Annotated in this window: 14 protein-coding genes; 3 read left to right on the forward strand and 11 right to left on the reverse strand. The window is 44.4% G+C overall.

What is annotated here, in order from left to right; all coding sequences use genetic code 11:
- Positions 1 to 4 precede the first annotated feature (4 nt).
- From NH462_RS08095 to NH462_RS08120, 6 genes are all read right to left on the reverse strand, one after another.
- A complete protein-coding gene (locus NH462_RS08095; RefSeq protein WP_069020562.1) occupies positions 5 to 406 on the reverse strand; it encodes an adenylyltransferase/cytidyltransferase family protein in 402 nt (133 codons plus the stop codon).
- Between the two features lie 248 nt (positions 407 to 654).
- Positions 655 to 1074, reverse strand: a complete 420-nt coding sequence (locus NH462_RS08100; protein WP_253105324.1) for a group 1 truncated hemoglobin — start codon at positions 1072 to 1074, stop codon at positions 655 to 657.
- Positions 1075 to 1902: a DUF3034 family protein gene (locus NH462_RS08105; RefSeq protein WP_253105325.1), complete on the reverse strand. Its 828-nt coding sequence runs from the start codon at positions 1900 to 1902 to the stop codon at positions 1075 to 1077.
- Positions 1889 to 4225, reverse strand: a complete 2337-nt coding sequence (locus NH462_RS08110; RefSeq protein ID WP_253105326.1) for an EAL domain-containing protein — start codon at positions 4223 to 4225, stop codon at positions 1889 to 1891. The genes NH462_RS08105 and NH462_RS08110 overlap by 14 nt, the downstream gene beginning before the upstream one ends.
- Positions 4222 to 4854, reverse strand: coding sequence for a methylamine utilization protein (locus NH462_RS08115; RefSeq protein WP_010374271.1), 633 nt, complete (start codon positions 4852 to 4854; stop codon positions 4222 to 4224). Before NH462_RS08115 ends, NH462_RS08110 begins: the two co-directional genes overlap by 4 nt.
- Before the next feature lie 117 nt (positions 4855 to 4971).
- Complete coding sequence (locus tag NH462_RS08120) at positions 4972 to 6072, reverse strand: phosphoribosylaminoimidazolesuccinocarboxamide synthase (RefSeq protein ID WP_253105327.1); 1101 nt, start codon at positions 6070 to 6072, stop codon at positions 4972 to 4974.
- A 188-nt stretch (positions 6073 to 6260) separates the two neighbouring features.
- Between NH462_RS08120 and NH462_RS08125 the strand changes: the two genes are divergently transcribed.
- Genes NH462_RS08125 through NH462_RS08135 form a run of 3 tightly spaced genes read left to right on the forward strand, consistent with a single transcriptional unit; the run spans position 6261 to position 8816 of the window.
- Complete coding sequence (locus tag NH462_RS08125) at positions 6261 to 6953, forward strand: ABC transporter ATP-binding protein (protein WP_253105328.1); 693 nt, start codon at positions 6261 to 6263, stop codon at positions 6951 to 6953.
- Positions 6947 to 8299, forward strand: a complete 1353-nt coding sequence (locus tag NH462_RS08130) for an ABC transporter permease (RefSeq protein WP_253105329.1) — start codon at positions 6947 to 6949, stop codon at positions 8297 to 8299. Before NH462_RS08125 ends, NH462_RS08130 begins: the two co-directional genes overlap by 7 nt.
- 10 nt (positions 8300 to 8309) lie before the next feature.
- Positions 8310 to 8816 carry a DUF3299 domain-containing protein gene (locus NH462_RS08135; protein WP_253105330.1) on the forward strand — a complete coding sequence of 169 codons (507 nt, stop codon included), beginning with the start codon at positions 8310 to 8312 and terminating at the stop codon, positions 8814 to 8816.
- A 77-nt stretch (positions 8817 to 8893) separates the two neighbouring features.
- Here NH462_RS08135 and NH462_RS08140 read toward each other — a convergent pair whose 3' ends face one another.
- The 5 genes from NH462_RS08140 to gmk all read right to left on the reverse strand — a co-directional run bounded on the left by NH462_RS08140 (position 8894) and on the right by gmk (position 13331).
- Positions 8894 to 9484: a biliverdin-producing heme oxygenase gene (locus tag NH462_RS08140; protein WP_253105331.1), complete on the reverse strand. Its 591-nt coding sequence runs from the start codon at positions 9482 to 9484 to the stop codon at positions 8894 to 8896.
- A 121-nt stretch (positions 9485 to 9605) separates the two neighbouring features.
- Complete coding sequence (locus NH462_RS08145) at positions 9606 to 9998, reverse strand: RidA family protein (protein WP_010374286.1); 393 nt, start codon at positions 9996 to 9998, stop codon at positions 9606 to 9608.
- A gap of 10 nt (positions 9999 to 10008) precedes the next feature.
- Positions 10009 to 12111 (reverse strand): bifunctional GTP diphosphokinase/guanosine-3',5'-bis pyrophosphate 3'-pyrophosphohydrolase, encoded by a 2103-nt coding sequence (gene spoT / locus NH462_RS08150; RefSeq protein WP_010605866.1) that lies wholly within the window; start codon positions 12109 to 12111, stop codon positions 10009 to 10011.
- A 233-nt stretch (positions 12112 to 12344) separates the two neighbouring features.
- Positions 12345 to 12620 carry a DNA-directed RNA polymerase subunit omega gene (gene rpoZ, locus NH462_RS08155; RefSeq protein WP_010374289.1) on the reverse strand — a complete coding sequence of 92 codons (276 nt, stop codon included), beginning with the start codon at positions 12618 to 12620 and terminating at the stop codon, positions 12345 to 12347.
- 87 nt (positions 12621 to 12707) lie between these two features.
- Complete coding sequence (gene gmk / locus NH462_RS08160) at positions 12708 to 13331, reverse strand: guanylate kinase (RefSeq protein ID WP_010605867.1); 624 nt, start codon at positions 13329 to 13331, stop codon at positions 12708 to 12710.
- Positions 13332 to 13482: the final 151 nt, after the last annotated feature.

Below are 13482 nucleotides of genomic sequence, written 5' to 3' on the forward strand. Positions count from 1 at the left end.
GCTATTATTTTCCTTCGGGTCTGCGTACGACCTCTATTATTTCCGTTGTTGAAATTGATGGGGTGCGCTCCAAGTAAACCACATCACAGATATCTTTATATATATCGAACTTGTCTTTCCAATCATCACCCATCACCAGAATATCGGCATCAAAGTCTTTGATATATTGCGCTTTTAGCTCCAGAGATTCTTCCACAAACACCTCATCTACAAATCGCAATGAGCTAATGATTTTTAGGCGATCTGCTATTGAGTATATTGGATTTCTACCTTTTTTCGAAAAGTTAAGTTTATCCGACGAGATCCCCACAATGAGATAATCACCCAGTGCTTTCGCACGCTCTAAAATATTGACATGACCAACGTGGAATACATCAAAGGTTCCAAATGTGATAACTTTTTTCAACTTGGCTCTCTTTCTAATCAGCACGGTTTGAGCTGTAACCCACTATGGCATTTATTTGTTGCTAAAACCGTGACGAACTTTACGACAATTTGGCTATTAGATTACAGAATTAAGCATCAAAATTCAGCTTATACTTTACTCTTTTGGATTAAGAACAGTAATTCCAATAAACAACACAATTTATCTGCAAGGACAAGTTTACTAACAAAATACAAACAAACCTCTCTGCAAGCTTTTTGCTATCGAGCCTACAACTTGATAACTTCACTTCGCATCGGTGCTAGGCGGGCCAGAACTTGATTTTGTATAGAGTGAGCAATCCCAACCTCATTCATTGCGTTGATCAAGAGATCAACCACTCGATTAAAGTCAGACTCACTAATAGCCATGCCGGTGTGGATCTGCACCATGCTATCACCTTCATAATCACAAGGGCCATCTAAGGTATCGCACAGATGAGTAATAAACCCTTCACGAAAGTGCCTAACATTGGACTCTCTAAAATACGGTAAAATAACGTCATCATTGCCAATCTGTTTAATAAACGCATCTACTAGCTTTTCTGCGCCGGCGTTGCCCCCTATTTGCTCATATAGGGAGGCTTGTGGAGTTGAAGCACTACACGCCACGAGGAAAAGCAAGATTGCCGTTAGTGATAGCCATTTCATTTAAAAGTACCCCGTAACAGATAGATACCAACCCGTTTGAGAAGGCTGCCCTGCGATTTTGCCAAGGTCTAGCCATGCCGCCGTCACACTCACTGACTTATTCGGGATCCAAGCGACAAAAACATCTTTCCAATCTGATTCACCAAGTCCAAGGTTGTTGGATTTTTGGCGATATTCTGCACCGACAGCCCAATGCCTAGATAAAAACACTGCACTGCTAGCTTCTAGTTGCCAAGGCGCACTGTCGTTAGCTCCACCATAACCTAGTATGCCAAGTTGATTAGCCCGAGAATGTCTCATCGTAATATTCCAGAACCAGTTATAACCGCCTACAGCGCCCAAATGCAGTTTGCTTGCAGCTAAGTAATAATCCGTTCCTGAGTCGTCTTCAGCGCCGAGCAAATTGGCAACCGTAGCATCATCCAAAGACTTATGTTGAATACCAAAGCTCAATTGTGGATATTTACTGTAGACGATATCGCCATATAGCCGCACCTTGGCACCGACAATATCTTGCTCAATATCAAGATTAAGCGCATCCACATCGAAGTTTTGTCGAGCGAAACTTAACTCTACGCGGTTGAATAAGTTGGCTTGAACGCCACACACATCGAGCTGGTAGTCTTTCAGGCTAGCTCGGCTACAAAACCCGCTCGCCGCCCATTCATCTTCCGAAGCATATCCTGCAAGCTGCGCCCACGGCACAATGCCACCACCTGCACTACCCTCAACCTGTGACACCCCGGGAGTCGCTAGTAACTTTCCTGTTGCGGCGTAAGTTGGTCCGCACACTATTAAGCACACGGTAAAAACATTAGCCCACTTCATTATACCTCCCCAACCACAGGTCAAAGTCTGCGGCTTTGAGTGGCTTACTTAGATAGTAACCTTGTGCATAATCACACTGCATTGACTCAAGTAGCTCAAGCGATGCTTTGTCTTCAACGCCTTCCGCGACCACGCTAAAACCAAGTTGGTGACCAAGCGTGATGGTGGAGCGCACAATAAACTGGTCTTTTTCCGATTGAGCGAGCTTTAAAATAAATACCTTGTCGAGCTTCAGCTCATCAATAGGCAACATTTTTAATCGACCAAGGGAAGTTTGACCCACACCATAATCATCAAGCGAGACCTGCACGCCAAGCTGTTTGAGCGCTTGAAGAACCGCAATGCCTTTTTCCTCATTCTCAATCATGTCTCGCTCAGTAAGCTCTATGGTGATCAACTCAGGTTTGACGTTATGTGTATCTAGTAGCGTCTTAAGATGAGACAAGAAGTTTTTATCTGCGATGTCTTGTGCCGATACATTAATAGCTGCCTTGATGCGTTCACCTTGGCGTACCCAATTAGCAACTTGTGACACCACAGTCTTTACTACCCACTGAGTTAACTCAACAATCAAACCTGATTGCTCGGCAAGATCGATAAATAGTTCGGGTGACACCCATTCACCATTTTTACGTTGCCAACGAATAAGAGACTCAACCTTATCAATACGATTGGTTTTCATATTTAGCTTTGGTTGATAGGTCATAAAAAGCTGACCATCATCGTTGGCAATAGCGTGTTTTAGTTCATCAATAATTTGCAGACGCTCTAGATGGGCTTCATCTTCACCTGATTGGTAGTAGTAAACATCATGACCATCGTGCGCTGCAGTATCAACTGCGATCAAAGCCCGGCGAACGACATCCTCGGGAGTATGTGCCTGTTTGGGGTAATGCACTACGCCGATACTAAAGTGAAGCGAAATATCTAATCCCTGCACAGTGTAAGGCTTACTCAGGCCTTGATTTAGCATCTCAGCACATTCAACAATACCAAGCACAGCACTTTGCGGATCGGCACACACACTCGCTGGATGTGCAACTAAAAACTCATCGCCGCCAAGCCTAACATTCAATCCGCCTTCTGCTGTATTGATCTCCGCTATCCGTTTCGCCACGGCTTTAATACAATCATCTCCTACCCGAGGGCCGAGCTTGTCATTGATATGGCGTAATCCCTTTATGTCTATGGCAATAAAGTAATACTCTGCACCACTGCTGAGCATACTATGTAGTTTATCCAAAGCCGCATTACGATTAAAAAATCCAGTTAAATGGTCATGACTGGCTTGAAAGCGGATCTGCTCTTCACGCTCTTGAATGTCTTCGCCCATATCATTAAAAGCGTCAACAAGCTGGCAAATTTCTTGGGTCGGTCGAGCCTCTTCCAGTTTGGCTGAGTAATCCCCTTTAGCAAAGCGTTTTGCCAACTCAGTAAGCTTACTAAGCGGTGTCGTAAGATTCTTGGCAACAATACCACTGGTGATAAAACCAATAAGGATAGTACCGAGGGAGAGTAAAATAATGGTCAACACCATTTTATCGAATTCTTGATACTGAGTAGTTAAATCCGCACTGAGTACCAAACTCACCGGGTTACTTTCAAGAGAAGGTAAACTCACCTCAGCACTTTCATATACCGGATACTGGCTAAGCCACCGTGTCGTTTTTTGCGCCGCTAAGAAAGTAAATAAATCACCACCGAGTGCAAGAGCAGTCAGCGAGCTTGCTTTTAGGTTATCAGCGGCACCAACAAAGCTAGTTTCCATTCCTGTCAGCTCTTTGAGCTCTAGCGCCACAGCAGATCCAACCTCAAAGCCAATAATTGAGTATGCAATCGTTCTAGGTGCTCGCACAGGCAAAATAATCACTTGATACAACTGCTCACTAAGCACCACAAAAGCTGAGTGGTCGGTATGGCTTTGCAACGCTTGCATCCAAGTTCTGGTATCGCTCGGGAAGTCGAGTCCTTCTCTGTTTGCGGAGATCAGGTCGCCTTTCACATCCAGCAGCAGCATTAAGTCGGCATCAATACGGCGAGAGTGATTAAGCAACACACTACTGATGGTTTGTGCGTCTCTTGTCGCGACCGCCTGTTTAAAGCCAAAGTCAGCGGTCAGTACAGTCGCCGCGGTAACCAATAGCTGCTCTCGCGCTTTTAAATATTGTTGATAAACATTTTGTGCCACTTGAATTTTTCTTTGCACTTGCGCTTCATTGAATTTACTTGTGGACCACCAAAAACTTGCCAAGCTCATCCCCGCCGTGACAAGGATAAGCAAAATACAGAGACTAATTATTTTATTTTTAAAGCTGTTATTCATTCATGTTGTCCAAAGCGCTCGCCAAAGGTATTACGCGGCGCTGGATAAGTTGTTTTTATTGTTACGGACATTGGCGCCGTTGTGTTCACTATTTGCACGGTTTGCCGACTATCTATGTCATTATCTTGATAAGGATGCCATACCGTTACTTGTTTCGTAGAATTCGGCAAAGTTACTAATCCATTCGCATCAGATACCAATACTTGCTTGTCATCTGCAATGTAAATATAGCCCACCATAGAGTCGTGAATGTTACAACCTAACACCACTACACCAGCGTTTTCAAACTTAAGCGGTTGATTTGGCGTGCCAGCGTATAGCTTTAGCTCAAAAGGTTTTACCGCAGAAAACGAATAAACGTGATGACGGATATCATCGCTATTGGGAAAATTAACCAATTGTCCTTTTTGGATGGTAAGAATGAAAGGAACAAACTGTTTATTGATTTGATCCATAACCGCCACTGCTTTTGCTGCTGACTCGACAGGCTCGTCCGTCAATTCAACAACGGCATGCTGCAAGGGCTTGCCGCTGCCATCTAGCACTGTTAATTGCCCGGCATTTGCGCAATTTGAATCTAAAAGGAATAAAAAACAAAAACTTAGTAGGAGTAGAACAGACGTTCGCATATCTGACTCTATTTTTTTGCAACAATTAGGTTAAGTAAAAGAGACCTTGCAATGAAAAGCAAGTGAATTGAGGAAATTGCCCTAATAAACTTGTCTATCAGGGCAATTGAAAAATAATTAATCTATTAAACCGTACTGCTTATCAAGAATATCAATAACTTCTTGGCGAGGATCAGCAGGGATCGTTAGTTCACGACCAACGATTTTACTTGCGATCCCAACGTAAGTTTCGCTTACCGACATCATCACAGCTTCTGGCAAAAGATAATCGCGAGCAAGCGCTTCTCGCTCAGGCATGCGATCTTTATTAAGCAGCACATCGCTATCTGGTACATTGTTTATCAATAGCTGGCGGAAACCTTCTTTTGAGTTTTCAACGATCTTACTATCGCGATAAGCAGGGCCATCCCAAATACGTGACGAGTCAGGCGTACCCACTTCATCAATGTAAATTAGGCGCTCTTGGCCGTCTTTATCTTCAACGTAACCAAACTCAAATTTAGTATCAACAAAGATCTGATCAAGCTTCTCAAGCTCTTTACTGATCAGGGCAAAGCCCTCGGTTAGCAACTGCTCGTACTTATCCACATCTGCCGCAGATTTAAAGTTGAACGCTGCAAGGTTATCTTCGATGTTTTTACGAGAGATGTTTACGTCATCCACTTCTGGTACGTCTGCTAAACCTTTGATGATCCCTTTGGTTGATGGTGTGATTAAGACATCATCTAGTTTTTGATTGGCCTCTAAACCTTCTGGTAATTGCAAGCCACAAAACTCCCTTACGCCCTTTGCGTAATCGCGCCACATACTGCCGGTAATATATTGACGCGCAATCGCTTCAACTCTTACCGTACTGGCTTTACGCACAATCCAAACATAAGGATGTGGAATATCAACAATGTGATTACCTGCAAGGCCAGCTTTATCAAAAAGTGAAAACCAATGTGAAGCAACGCTGTTAAGCGCAATACCCTTACCAGGTACACCGTTAAGACCATTTTCACCTTGCCAAATACAATCAAACGCTGAAATACGGTCTGAAATGACCATAATTGCCAGCTCTGTACCAACCGGGACTTGATAGCCTTTTTCTTCAATTAAACGTGCACTGTCGGCGTCGGTTAACCAATAAACTGAACGTACTTTACCACTGTGAACCGCACCTTTAGTGCGAATTGGAAGATCGTCATTAACGTCTAAAACTTTGTAGCTACTCATTGTTACTCCAATGACAGGATGCGCCTTGCTAAAGGGCACAAAATAATGAGGGGGTTAGGGTCGCTATAATAGTCGAGCTGAACAAAAATCACAATTTAACTTACACGCTTGTTGTTGAGCTTAACTTGGTTTTGCTTTAGTCATTCTTGTTATACCATCACAATATTATTTACCAGCGTTGAGGCGTTATGCTTACGATATCTCAATTACAGTTTACATGGCCTAAGTCGAGCACCCCAGTGCTAACCATACCTAAGCTACATATCGCCCGAGGTGAACACGTGTTTTTACATGGTCCAAGCGGCAGCGGTAAATCGACTTTGCTTGGATTGATTGCCGGCACCTTGGATTGCCAGCAGGGAGTAATTGAAATTGCAGGTACAAACGCGAGCGCACTGAGCCGTGGCCAACGAGATAAGTGTAGAGCCGACCATATAGGTACTATTTTTCAGAATTTTAATTTGTTGCCCTATTTGTCGCCTATTGAAAACGTTACCCTTGGCTGCGAATTTTCCAAAAAGCGCAGGCAAAACATTTCCTCACAGAATAAATCGCTTGAGCAAGAAGCCAAGATTCTGCTCTGTGATCTTGGTATAGACGAGCACACTCAGCAGCGCAGTGTCGCGGAGTTAAGTATTGGCCAACAGCAGCGCGTAGCCGCCGCTCGTGCATTTATTGGCAGGCCCGAAATCATTATTGCCGATGAGCCAACCTCAGCCCTCGATGCCGACAGCCGTGATGGCTTTATTAAATTACTCTTTAGCCAAGCCGCGGTTTACAGTGCATCTATTCTCTTTGTCAGTCACGATAAAAGCTTAGCGCCGTTATTTGATAGGCAAATAAGCTTGCCTGATTTACAACAAGGAGCATCGCTATGCTAATCAAACTTGCGTGGAAAAGTACGCTAAACCGAAAAGCCAGCGTCGCCCTAACGCTAGTAACCATTGCAATTAGTGTCATGTTACTGCTGTCGGTTGAGCGTGTACGTCAAGACGCAAAATCCAGCTTTGCGAATACTATTTCTGGTACTGACTTGATTGTCGGCGCACGTACTGGTGATATTCAGCTTTTGCTTTCAAGCGTATTTAGAATTGGTCACGCCAATAATGCCGTACAATGGCAAAGTTACGAGTATATCAAGGCACAGCGCGGCGTTGCGTGGAGTATTCCCATTAGCTTAGGCGATAGCCACAAAGGCTTTGCTGTGCTGGGTACAGATGCAAGTTACTTCAGCCATTATCAATACGCTAAAAAGCAGCACCTCACCTTTGCCGCTGGTCGACCATTTCACAATGGCCAAGAAGTGGTGCTTGGGGCTATGGTCGCAAAAAAGCTGGGTTATCAGCTAGGGCAAAAAATCGTCATTTCTCACGGTATGGGCAATACCAGTTTCCATCATCATGATGATAATCCGCTGGTTATTTCTGGCATTTTGGCAGCCACGGGAACGCCGGTGGATAAAACACTACATGTGCCGTTAAGTGCCATAGAGAGCATGCATAGCACAGGGCACAACAAGCCATCTCGAATGGTTGCACAAAAAACGCACCACGAGCATGAGCATGAGCATGAGCATGAGCATGAGCATGAGCATGAGCATGAGCATGACAGTAAAAACAATAGTGCCCTACTTCACAACCTCGACTCTAAGCCCGGTGATTTAATCGGTTCAACAAAGCAAATCACTGCATTTTTACTTGGTTTTGAGTCACCACTTTATACCCTGCAGGTGCGCAGAAATATTAATCAATATAAAGGAGAGCCTTTACTGGCAATCATGCCGGGGGTGACATTGAGAGAATTGTGGGAAATGCTAGATATTGTCGAAAAAATCTTGCTTCTCATTACCCTTGCTGTGGTGTTGATAAGCTTGCTTGGCATGTTAACCTCATTGCTCGCCACGTTGAATCAAAGGCGCCGAGAACTCGCTATCCTACGCTCCGTTGGTGCGCGGCCTTGGCATATTTTTACACTTCTCATTAGCGAAGCGATTTTTATCACCGTGTTAGGATGTGCTTTCGGTGTAGCGCTTTTTTATGCCTTGCTCATTGCTGCTCAATCCGGCCTACAAAGTCAATTTGGCGTAGTCCTCAGTATCTCAGCGCTCTCAACCTATGAACTCACGCTACTAAGCGTTATTATAGGCGCAGGTACTTTGATCGGCGCCATTCCTGCCGCCCGTGCTTATTTTTACTCGCTTGCCGATGGCATGCAAATTAAAACCTAAGAGGATCAAGATGCAGTTAACCGCACGAACTCACGTTTTTTACTTCATTGCATTCATCACTGCGATGGTATTCAGTGGTATCGCAAATGCGGCACCACCTAAAGAGATATTCTGGGAAGATTTAATTCCAAAAGGGCATGTCCAGATCAGCAATCAAGACGCAGCAAGCCATGATGGCGCCGAACAAAATTGGGTGCAACCTGATTTAGATGCCCCAGTCGTCAAAGAGTTAGATGGTCAACTAGTCAGCTTACCCGGCTTTGTTGTGCCACTTGAAGGTGACAGTGAAGTGATCACAGAATTTTTGTTGGTTCCCTACTTTGGCGCTTGTATTCACGTGCCGCCGCCGCCGCCAAATCAAATCGTTCATGTCAAAATAAAAGGTGGTGTTCCGATTGAGAGCCTATATGATGCAATCACAGTCAGTGGCACGATTAAGGTTTCTACTTGGAAGGGCGACATCGCGCAAACAGGTTATATGATGGAAGCCAGAGGCGTCGCGCCATTTGAGCTCTAAACCTCATAAATCAATAAAAAAGAGTGCCAATCAAGCTTGATTGGCACTCTCAGCCGCTAAAAAATCATCTCACTTACCTAAGCATAGACCTCTGCTTGATACTGCTGAAAACGCATAAAGGCCTGACGAGCGCCGGTGATCAATGCATCTTCTTGTGCACAGGTTAACTCAACCGTATCGATAAATTGAATTAAGTGACGCCACGCACTGCCGCGCCCGGCACCGGGGCCTGCTAAGTAACGCGCGCCATATTCACCTGTGACGGGCAAACGCGCCTGCACTTGACGCCCAAGCATCGCGGCCCCGACCTTAGAGCCTTCAACGACATAAAGCGCTCCCAAAGCAGTGGCAAATTCAGTTGAAGTTGTGATAAACGGCGACAAAGACGGCACAGGTAATGTGTGCTGTAAGTCAGCAAAGTCCTGCTCCAACAACCCAAGCCGTCGGCGCGATTTGAGATCGTCAATATGCATAGAGAGTTCACGGTGCTCATATAATGCAGCGACATCTTTAAGAAACAGGTATTGAAGGGTTAAAAACTGGAGATAACGCTCAATGCTGGCAAACGGGTCTTTTGCCATAATGCTGTTATCTATACAGTCATGAAGATCAGCAGTACTTGCTTTTAATTTCAATGCACGGCTAGTAAGTGCGCTGGCTGCGGTCATGGGACTTCCTGTAATTGTAAAGCGAGGGGAAAATGAATGGACTGTGTTGGCTTTTTGAAAAGCCGCTCCAGCGATTGACACTGGAGCGAAGAGATATATCTAACAATTAGTTAACCTGAGGTTAGTTAGTTGAAGGCAACTCCATAATACCGTCAATCTCAACCTGTGCGCCTTTTGGTAGTTCTTTTACACCAATTGCAGCACGAGCTGGGTATGGCTTTCTAAAATACTGAGCCATGATCTCGTTGACCGTTGCAAAGTTACTCAAATCAGTTAGGAAGATATTAACCTTAACCATATCTTGTAACTCGCCACCAGCCTCTTCACATACTGCGATAAGGTTTTTGAACACTTGGTGCGTTTGCTCTGCAAAATCTTCAGAAATAAATTCCATTGTCTCTGGTACCAATGGAATTTGGCCAGATAAATAGACCGCAGTACCAACTTTTACCGCTTGGTTGTATGTGCCAATTGCTGCTGGCGCTTTATCTGTTGAAATAATAGCTTTGTTCATTAATGTTCCTTTATTTTTTACGATACACGCGTTGTACATCTGGCATCACTCGAATTCGGCGCATAATATCAGCAACATGAATTCGGTTTTTCACGGTAATACCTAAATCAATCACGTATAAATTACTTTCTTTTTCGTCCGTTGCGATTTCGACAATATTAGCTTGAGTCGTCGCAACCACATTGGTTAATTTAGCCAACGCACCTTGGTGGTTAATAATTTCCACACGCAGCGCTGCTATATATTCTTTCTCTGGGTTGTCTTCCCACTTCACGACGAAGTACTTCGAACGCTCGTTGCGCCAACCCTTAATATTTTTACATTCTTGGCGGTGAACCATTAGGCCTTTGCCTTGGCTCATATATGCTGTGATAGCGTCACCCGGCACAGGACGACAACATTTAGCATAGGTTACCAACATGCCTTCTGTTCCGATTATCGCGGCTTTAGCACGTTTAGCAATATCTTCTACCGCATTATCATCTTGCAGTAAACGCTTCGCTATCAATACGCTCATGATATTGCCACAGCCAATCTCAACCAGCAGCTCCAACAAGGTATTGAGGTTATGCTCTTCAAGTACGTTGTCGATTTGCTCTTGAGCAATATCATCTAGCTTATACTCACCCAATGCCGAGTCGAGCAAACGACGGCCTAGTTGGATCGCTTCTTCTTCTTGTTGGCTCTTGAGGTAATTGCGGATCCCAAGGCGTGCTTTACCCGTTACCACAAAGTTCAGCCAAGTAGCGTTAGGGTGTGCACCTGAGCTAGTAATAACCTCGACAGTTTGACCAGTATCCAACGCTTTACTCAATGGATAAGGCTTACGGTTTACACGAGCACCTACACAGGTATTACCCACATCGGTATGCACGGCATAGGCAAAGTCAACCGCCGTCGCCCCCATTGGTAACTCAACAATGCGGCCATCTGGCGTAAAGACGTAAATTTCTTCTGGGAATAATTCGGTTTTAACGTTTTCCACAAATTCAAAAGACGAGCCTGCACTTTGCTGTAGCTCAAGCAAGCTTTGCATCCACTGACGCGCACGCTGCTGCGCGGTATGGCCGGCATTATCACCTGACTTTTTATACATCCAGTGCGCTGCTACCCCTTTATCCGCCATATGATCCATATCATGAGTACGAATTTGGATTTCTACCGGAATACCGTGCGGGCCTACCAGCGACGTATGAAGCGACTGGTAACCGTTGGTTTTCGGTACGGCAATATAGTCTTTAAAGCGAGTTTCAATTGGCTTATATAAATTATGTGCAACGCCTAGCACACGGTAGCAAGTATCCAGGTTGTCGACATTGATCCTAAAGGCGTAAATGTCCATCACCTCGTTAAACATTAACTCTTTATTCAACATCTTGCGGTAAATACTGTATAAGTGCTTTTCACGGCCTTTTACAGAGCCTTGAATACCCGCTTCTTCCAATCTAGATTCAATCTCAGACTGAATATTGCTGATCACTTCTTTACGATTACCACGTGCTTTGGCGACTTCTGAACGTAACGCACGATAGCGCATTGGATATAACGCCTGAAACCCGAGATCTTCTAACTCATTTTTAATATCATGAATACCAAGGCGGTTTGCAATTGGTGCATAAATCTCTAATGTTTCGCGGGCAATTCGACGGCGCTTATCAGGACGCAAAGCGCCTAGCGTTCGCATATTGTGCGTTCGGTCTGCAAGTTTAATAAGGATGACACGAATATCCTGCGTCATCGCCATGATCATCTTGCGATAGTTTTCGGCTTGGAATTCTTTTTTATCTTTGAAGCTCAGTTTATCGAGCTTTGACACCCCTTCCACCAACTCAGCGACCGTATCGCCAAAGATCTCCGCTAAATCGTCTTGGCTAAAGTCAGTGTCTTCAATAACATCGTGCATAAGCGCAGCCATGAGTGTTTCATGGTCAAGCCTCATGCTCGCAAGGATCTGGGTTACTTCTACTGGGTGAGTGATATAGGGCTCACCGCTAGAGCGCGTCTGTCCCTCGTGTGCCTCACGGGCCACGACATAGGCTTTTTGCACCAAATCGACGTCTTCTGGTGACAAATATTCTGAGATTTTCTTTTTGAGGCCTTCAAACAGATACATTCACACTCCAATGTTTCAGAGAAGCTATACTCGGCGAGTATAAAACGGGTTACAAGCTAGTTACTTAAGAATATACGATGAAACACCAGCAATGCCAATGAACAATTTATGCCACTAGTTAGGAAGTTAAAGGCGTTACGCGTTGTGTAATTTGCTGGCGATTAATACCAATTGGTATAAAACAATAATGCCAGCAAAAAAGCTGGCATTATTGAATCTAGACAGTGGTTGGATTAGCGATTGCCACCAACGATTGCAGCTACTGCAGCAAGCTCTGCAGCTTCTTGGTGTTGCTGCTCTTCACGGTCGATAATATCAAGCGAGTCAGTGGTTACAAAACCTTGCTCAATTTCACGTAGCGCGATTACGGTTGGCTTGTCGTTTTCAGCATCAACCATAGGATCTTTACCGCCTACAGAAATTTGGCGAGCGCGACGCGCTGCTACTAAAATCAAGTCAAAGCGGTTACCAATTTTATCTACTGCATCTTCTACAGTTACGCGAGCCATCGAAGCACTCCAAATTCAGTTCATTATGCAAAAGGCTAGTTTACTGTATGTCTAGCCTTTCGCCAAGTATTGATGGTTAAAAAGTAATTATTTTAGCAAGTCAGCGATAAGCGCTTGATGACGGATAGACTGTGCTTGTTGCTCAAGTCTTGCGGCAATAACAATATGTTCAAGTTCACCGCGTGTTTGCTCAAAGTCATCATTGACAAGAATATAGTCAAACTCGTTATAGTGTGAGCTTTCTGATTTCGCTTCAGCCATGCGACCTGCAATTACTTCTTGAGAGTCTTGACCACGACCATTTAAGCGCTTTTCTAGCTCCGCAGTTGAAGGAGGTAAAATAAAGATAGTCTTTACTTCAGGCATCAACTCACGCACCTGACGCGCACCCTGCCAATCGATATCTAAAAACACATCAATACCGGCGGCAAGCTGATCTTCTATCGCTTGTTTTGAAGTGCCGTAGTAATTTTCGAATACTTGCGCCCACTCAAAGAAATCGCCTTTATCGATCAGCTGCTTAAATTCATCAACCGAGACAAAATGGTAATGTACGCCGTTTTCTTCGCCTGGACGAGGAGCGCGCGTAGTGTGAGACACCGACACTTTAATATCGTCGTGCTTTTCCAATAACGCTTTGATTAAACTTGATTTACCCGCACCAGAAGGCGCAGAAAGGATAAACAGATTACCGCGTGTAGGTGATGTCATAGTCATTCTCAACAATTAGTACCGGCCGAGTGGTATTGGTTTACTCAAGTCTGCCGCAGAGCTAAAAGCGGGCATTATACCGAGTAACGTATAAGAATACACTAGGGATGAGAATAAGGAAAAATCGAGGAATAAATTCAGCGTTGTGAGT

It is taken from the genome of Pseudoalteromonas sp. OANN1, assembly GCF_024124685.1.
Taxonomy (GTDB): Bacteria; Pseudomonadota; Gammaproteobacteria; order Enterobacterales; family Alteromonadaceae; genus Pseudoalteromonas; species Pseudoalteromonas piscicida.

Excerpts from the sequence above, each read along its gene's own strand:
- NH462_RS08100 (WP_253105324.1), bottom strand. The coding sequence starts at position 1,074 with ATGAAATGGCTATCACTAACGGCAATCTTGCTTTTCCTCGTGGCGTGT.
- NH462_RS08105 (WP_253105325.1), bottom strand. The coding sequence starts at position 1,902 with ATGAAGTGGGCTAATGTTTTTACCGTGTGCTTAATAGTGTGCGGACCA.
- NH462_RS08110 (WP_253105326.1), bottom strand. The coding sequence starts at position 4,225 with ATGAATAACAGCTTTAAAAATAAAATAATTAGTCTCTGTATTTTGCTT.
- NH462_RS08115 (WP_010374271.1), bottom strand. The coding sequence starts at position 4,854 with ATGCGAACGTCTGTTCTACTCCTACTAAGTTTTTGTTTTTTATTCCTT.
- NH462_RS08120 (WP_253105327.1), bottom strand. The coding sequence starts at position 6,072 with ATGAGTAGCTACAAAGTTTTAGACGTTAATGACGATCTTCCAATTCGC.
- NH462_RS08125 (WP_253105328.1), top strand. The coding sequence starts at position 6,261 with ATGCTTACGATATCTCAATTACAGTTTACATGGCCTAAGTCGAGCACC.
- NH462_RS08130 (WP_253105329.1), top strand. The coding sequence starts at position 6,947 with ATGCTAATCAAACTTGCGTGGAAAAGTACGCTAAACCGAAAAGCCAGC.
- NH462_RS08135 (WP_253105330.1), top strand. The coding sequence starts at position 8,310 with ATGCAGTTAACCGCACGAACTCACGTTTTTTACTTCATTGCATTCATC.
- NH462_RS08140 (WP_253105331.1), bottom strand. The coding sequence starts at position 9,484 with ATGACCGCAGCCAGCGCACTTACTAGCCGTGCATTGAAATTAAAAGCA.
- NH462_RS08145 (WP_010374286.1), bottom strand. The coding sequence starts at position 9,998 with ATGAACAAAGCTATTATTTCAACAGATAAAGCGCCAGCAGCAATTGGC.
- spoT (WP_010605866.1), bottom strand. The coding sequence starts at position 12,111 with ATGTATCTGTTTGAAGGCCTCAAAAAGAAAATCTCAGAATATTTGTCA.
- rpoZ (WP_010374289.1), bottom strand. The coding sequence starts at position 12,620 with ATGGCTCGCGTAACTGTAGAAGATGCAGTAGATAAAATTGGTAACCGC.
- gmk (WP_010605867.1), bottom strand. The coding sequence starts at position 13,331 with ATGACATCACCTACACGCGGTAATCTGTTTATCCTTTCTGCGCCTTCT.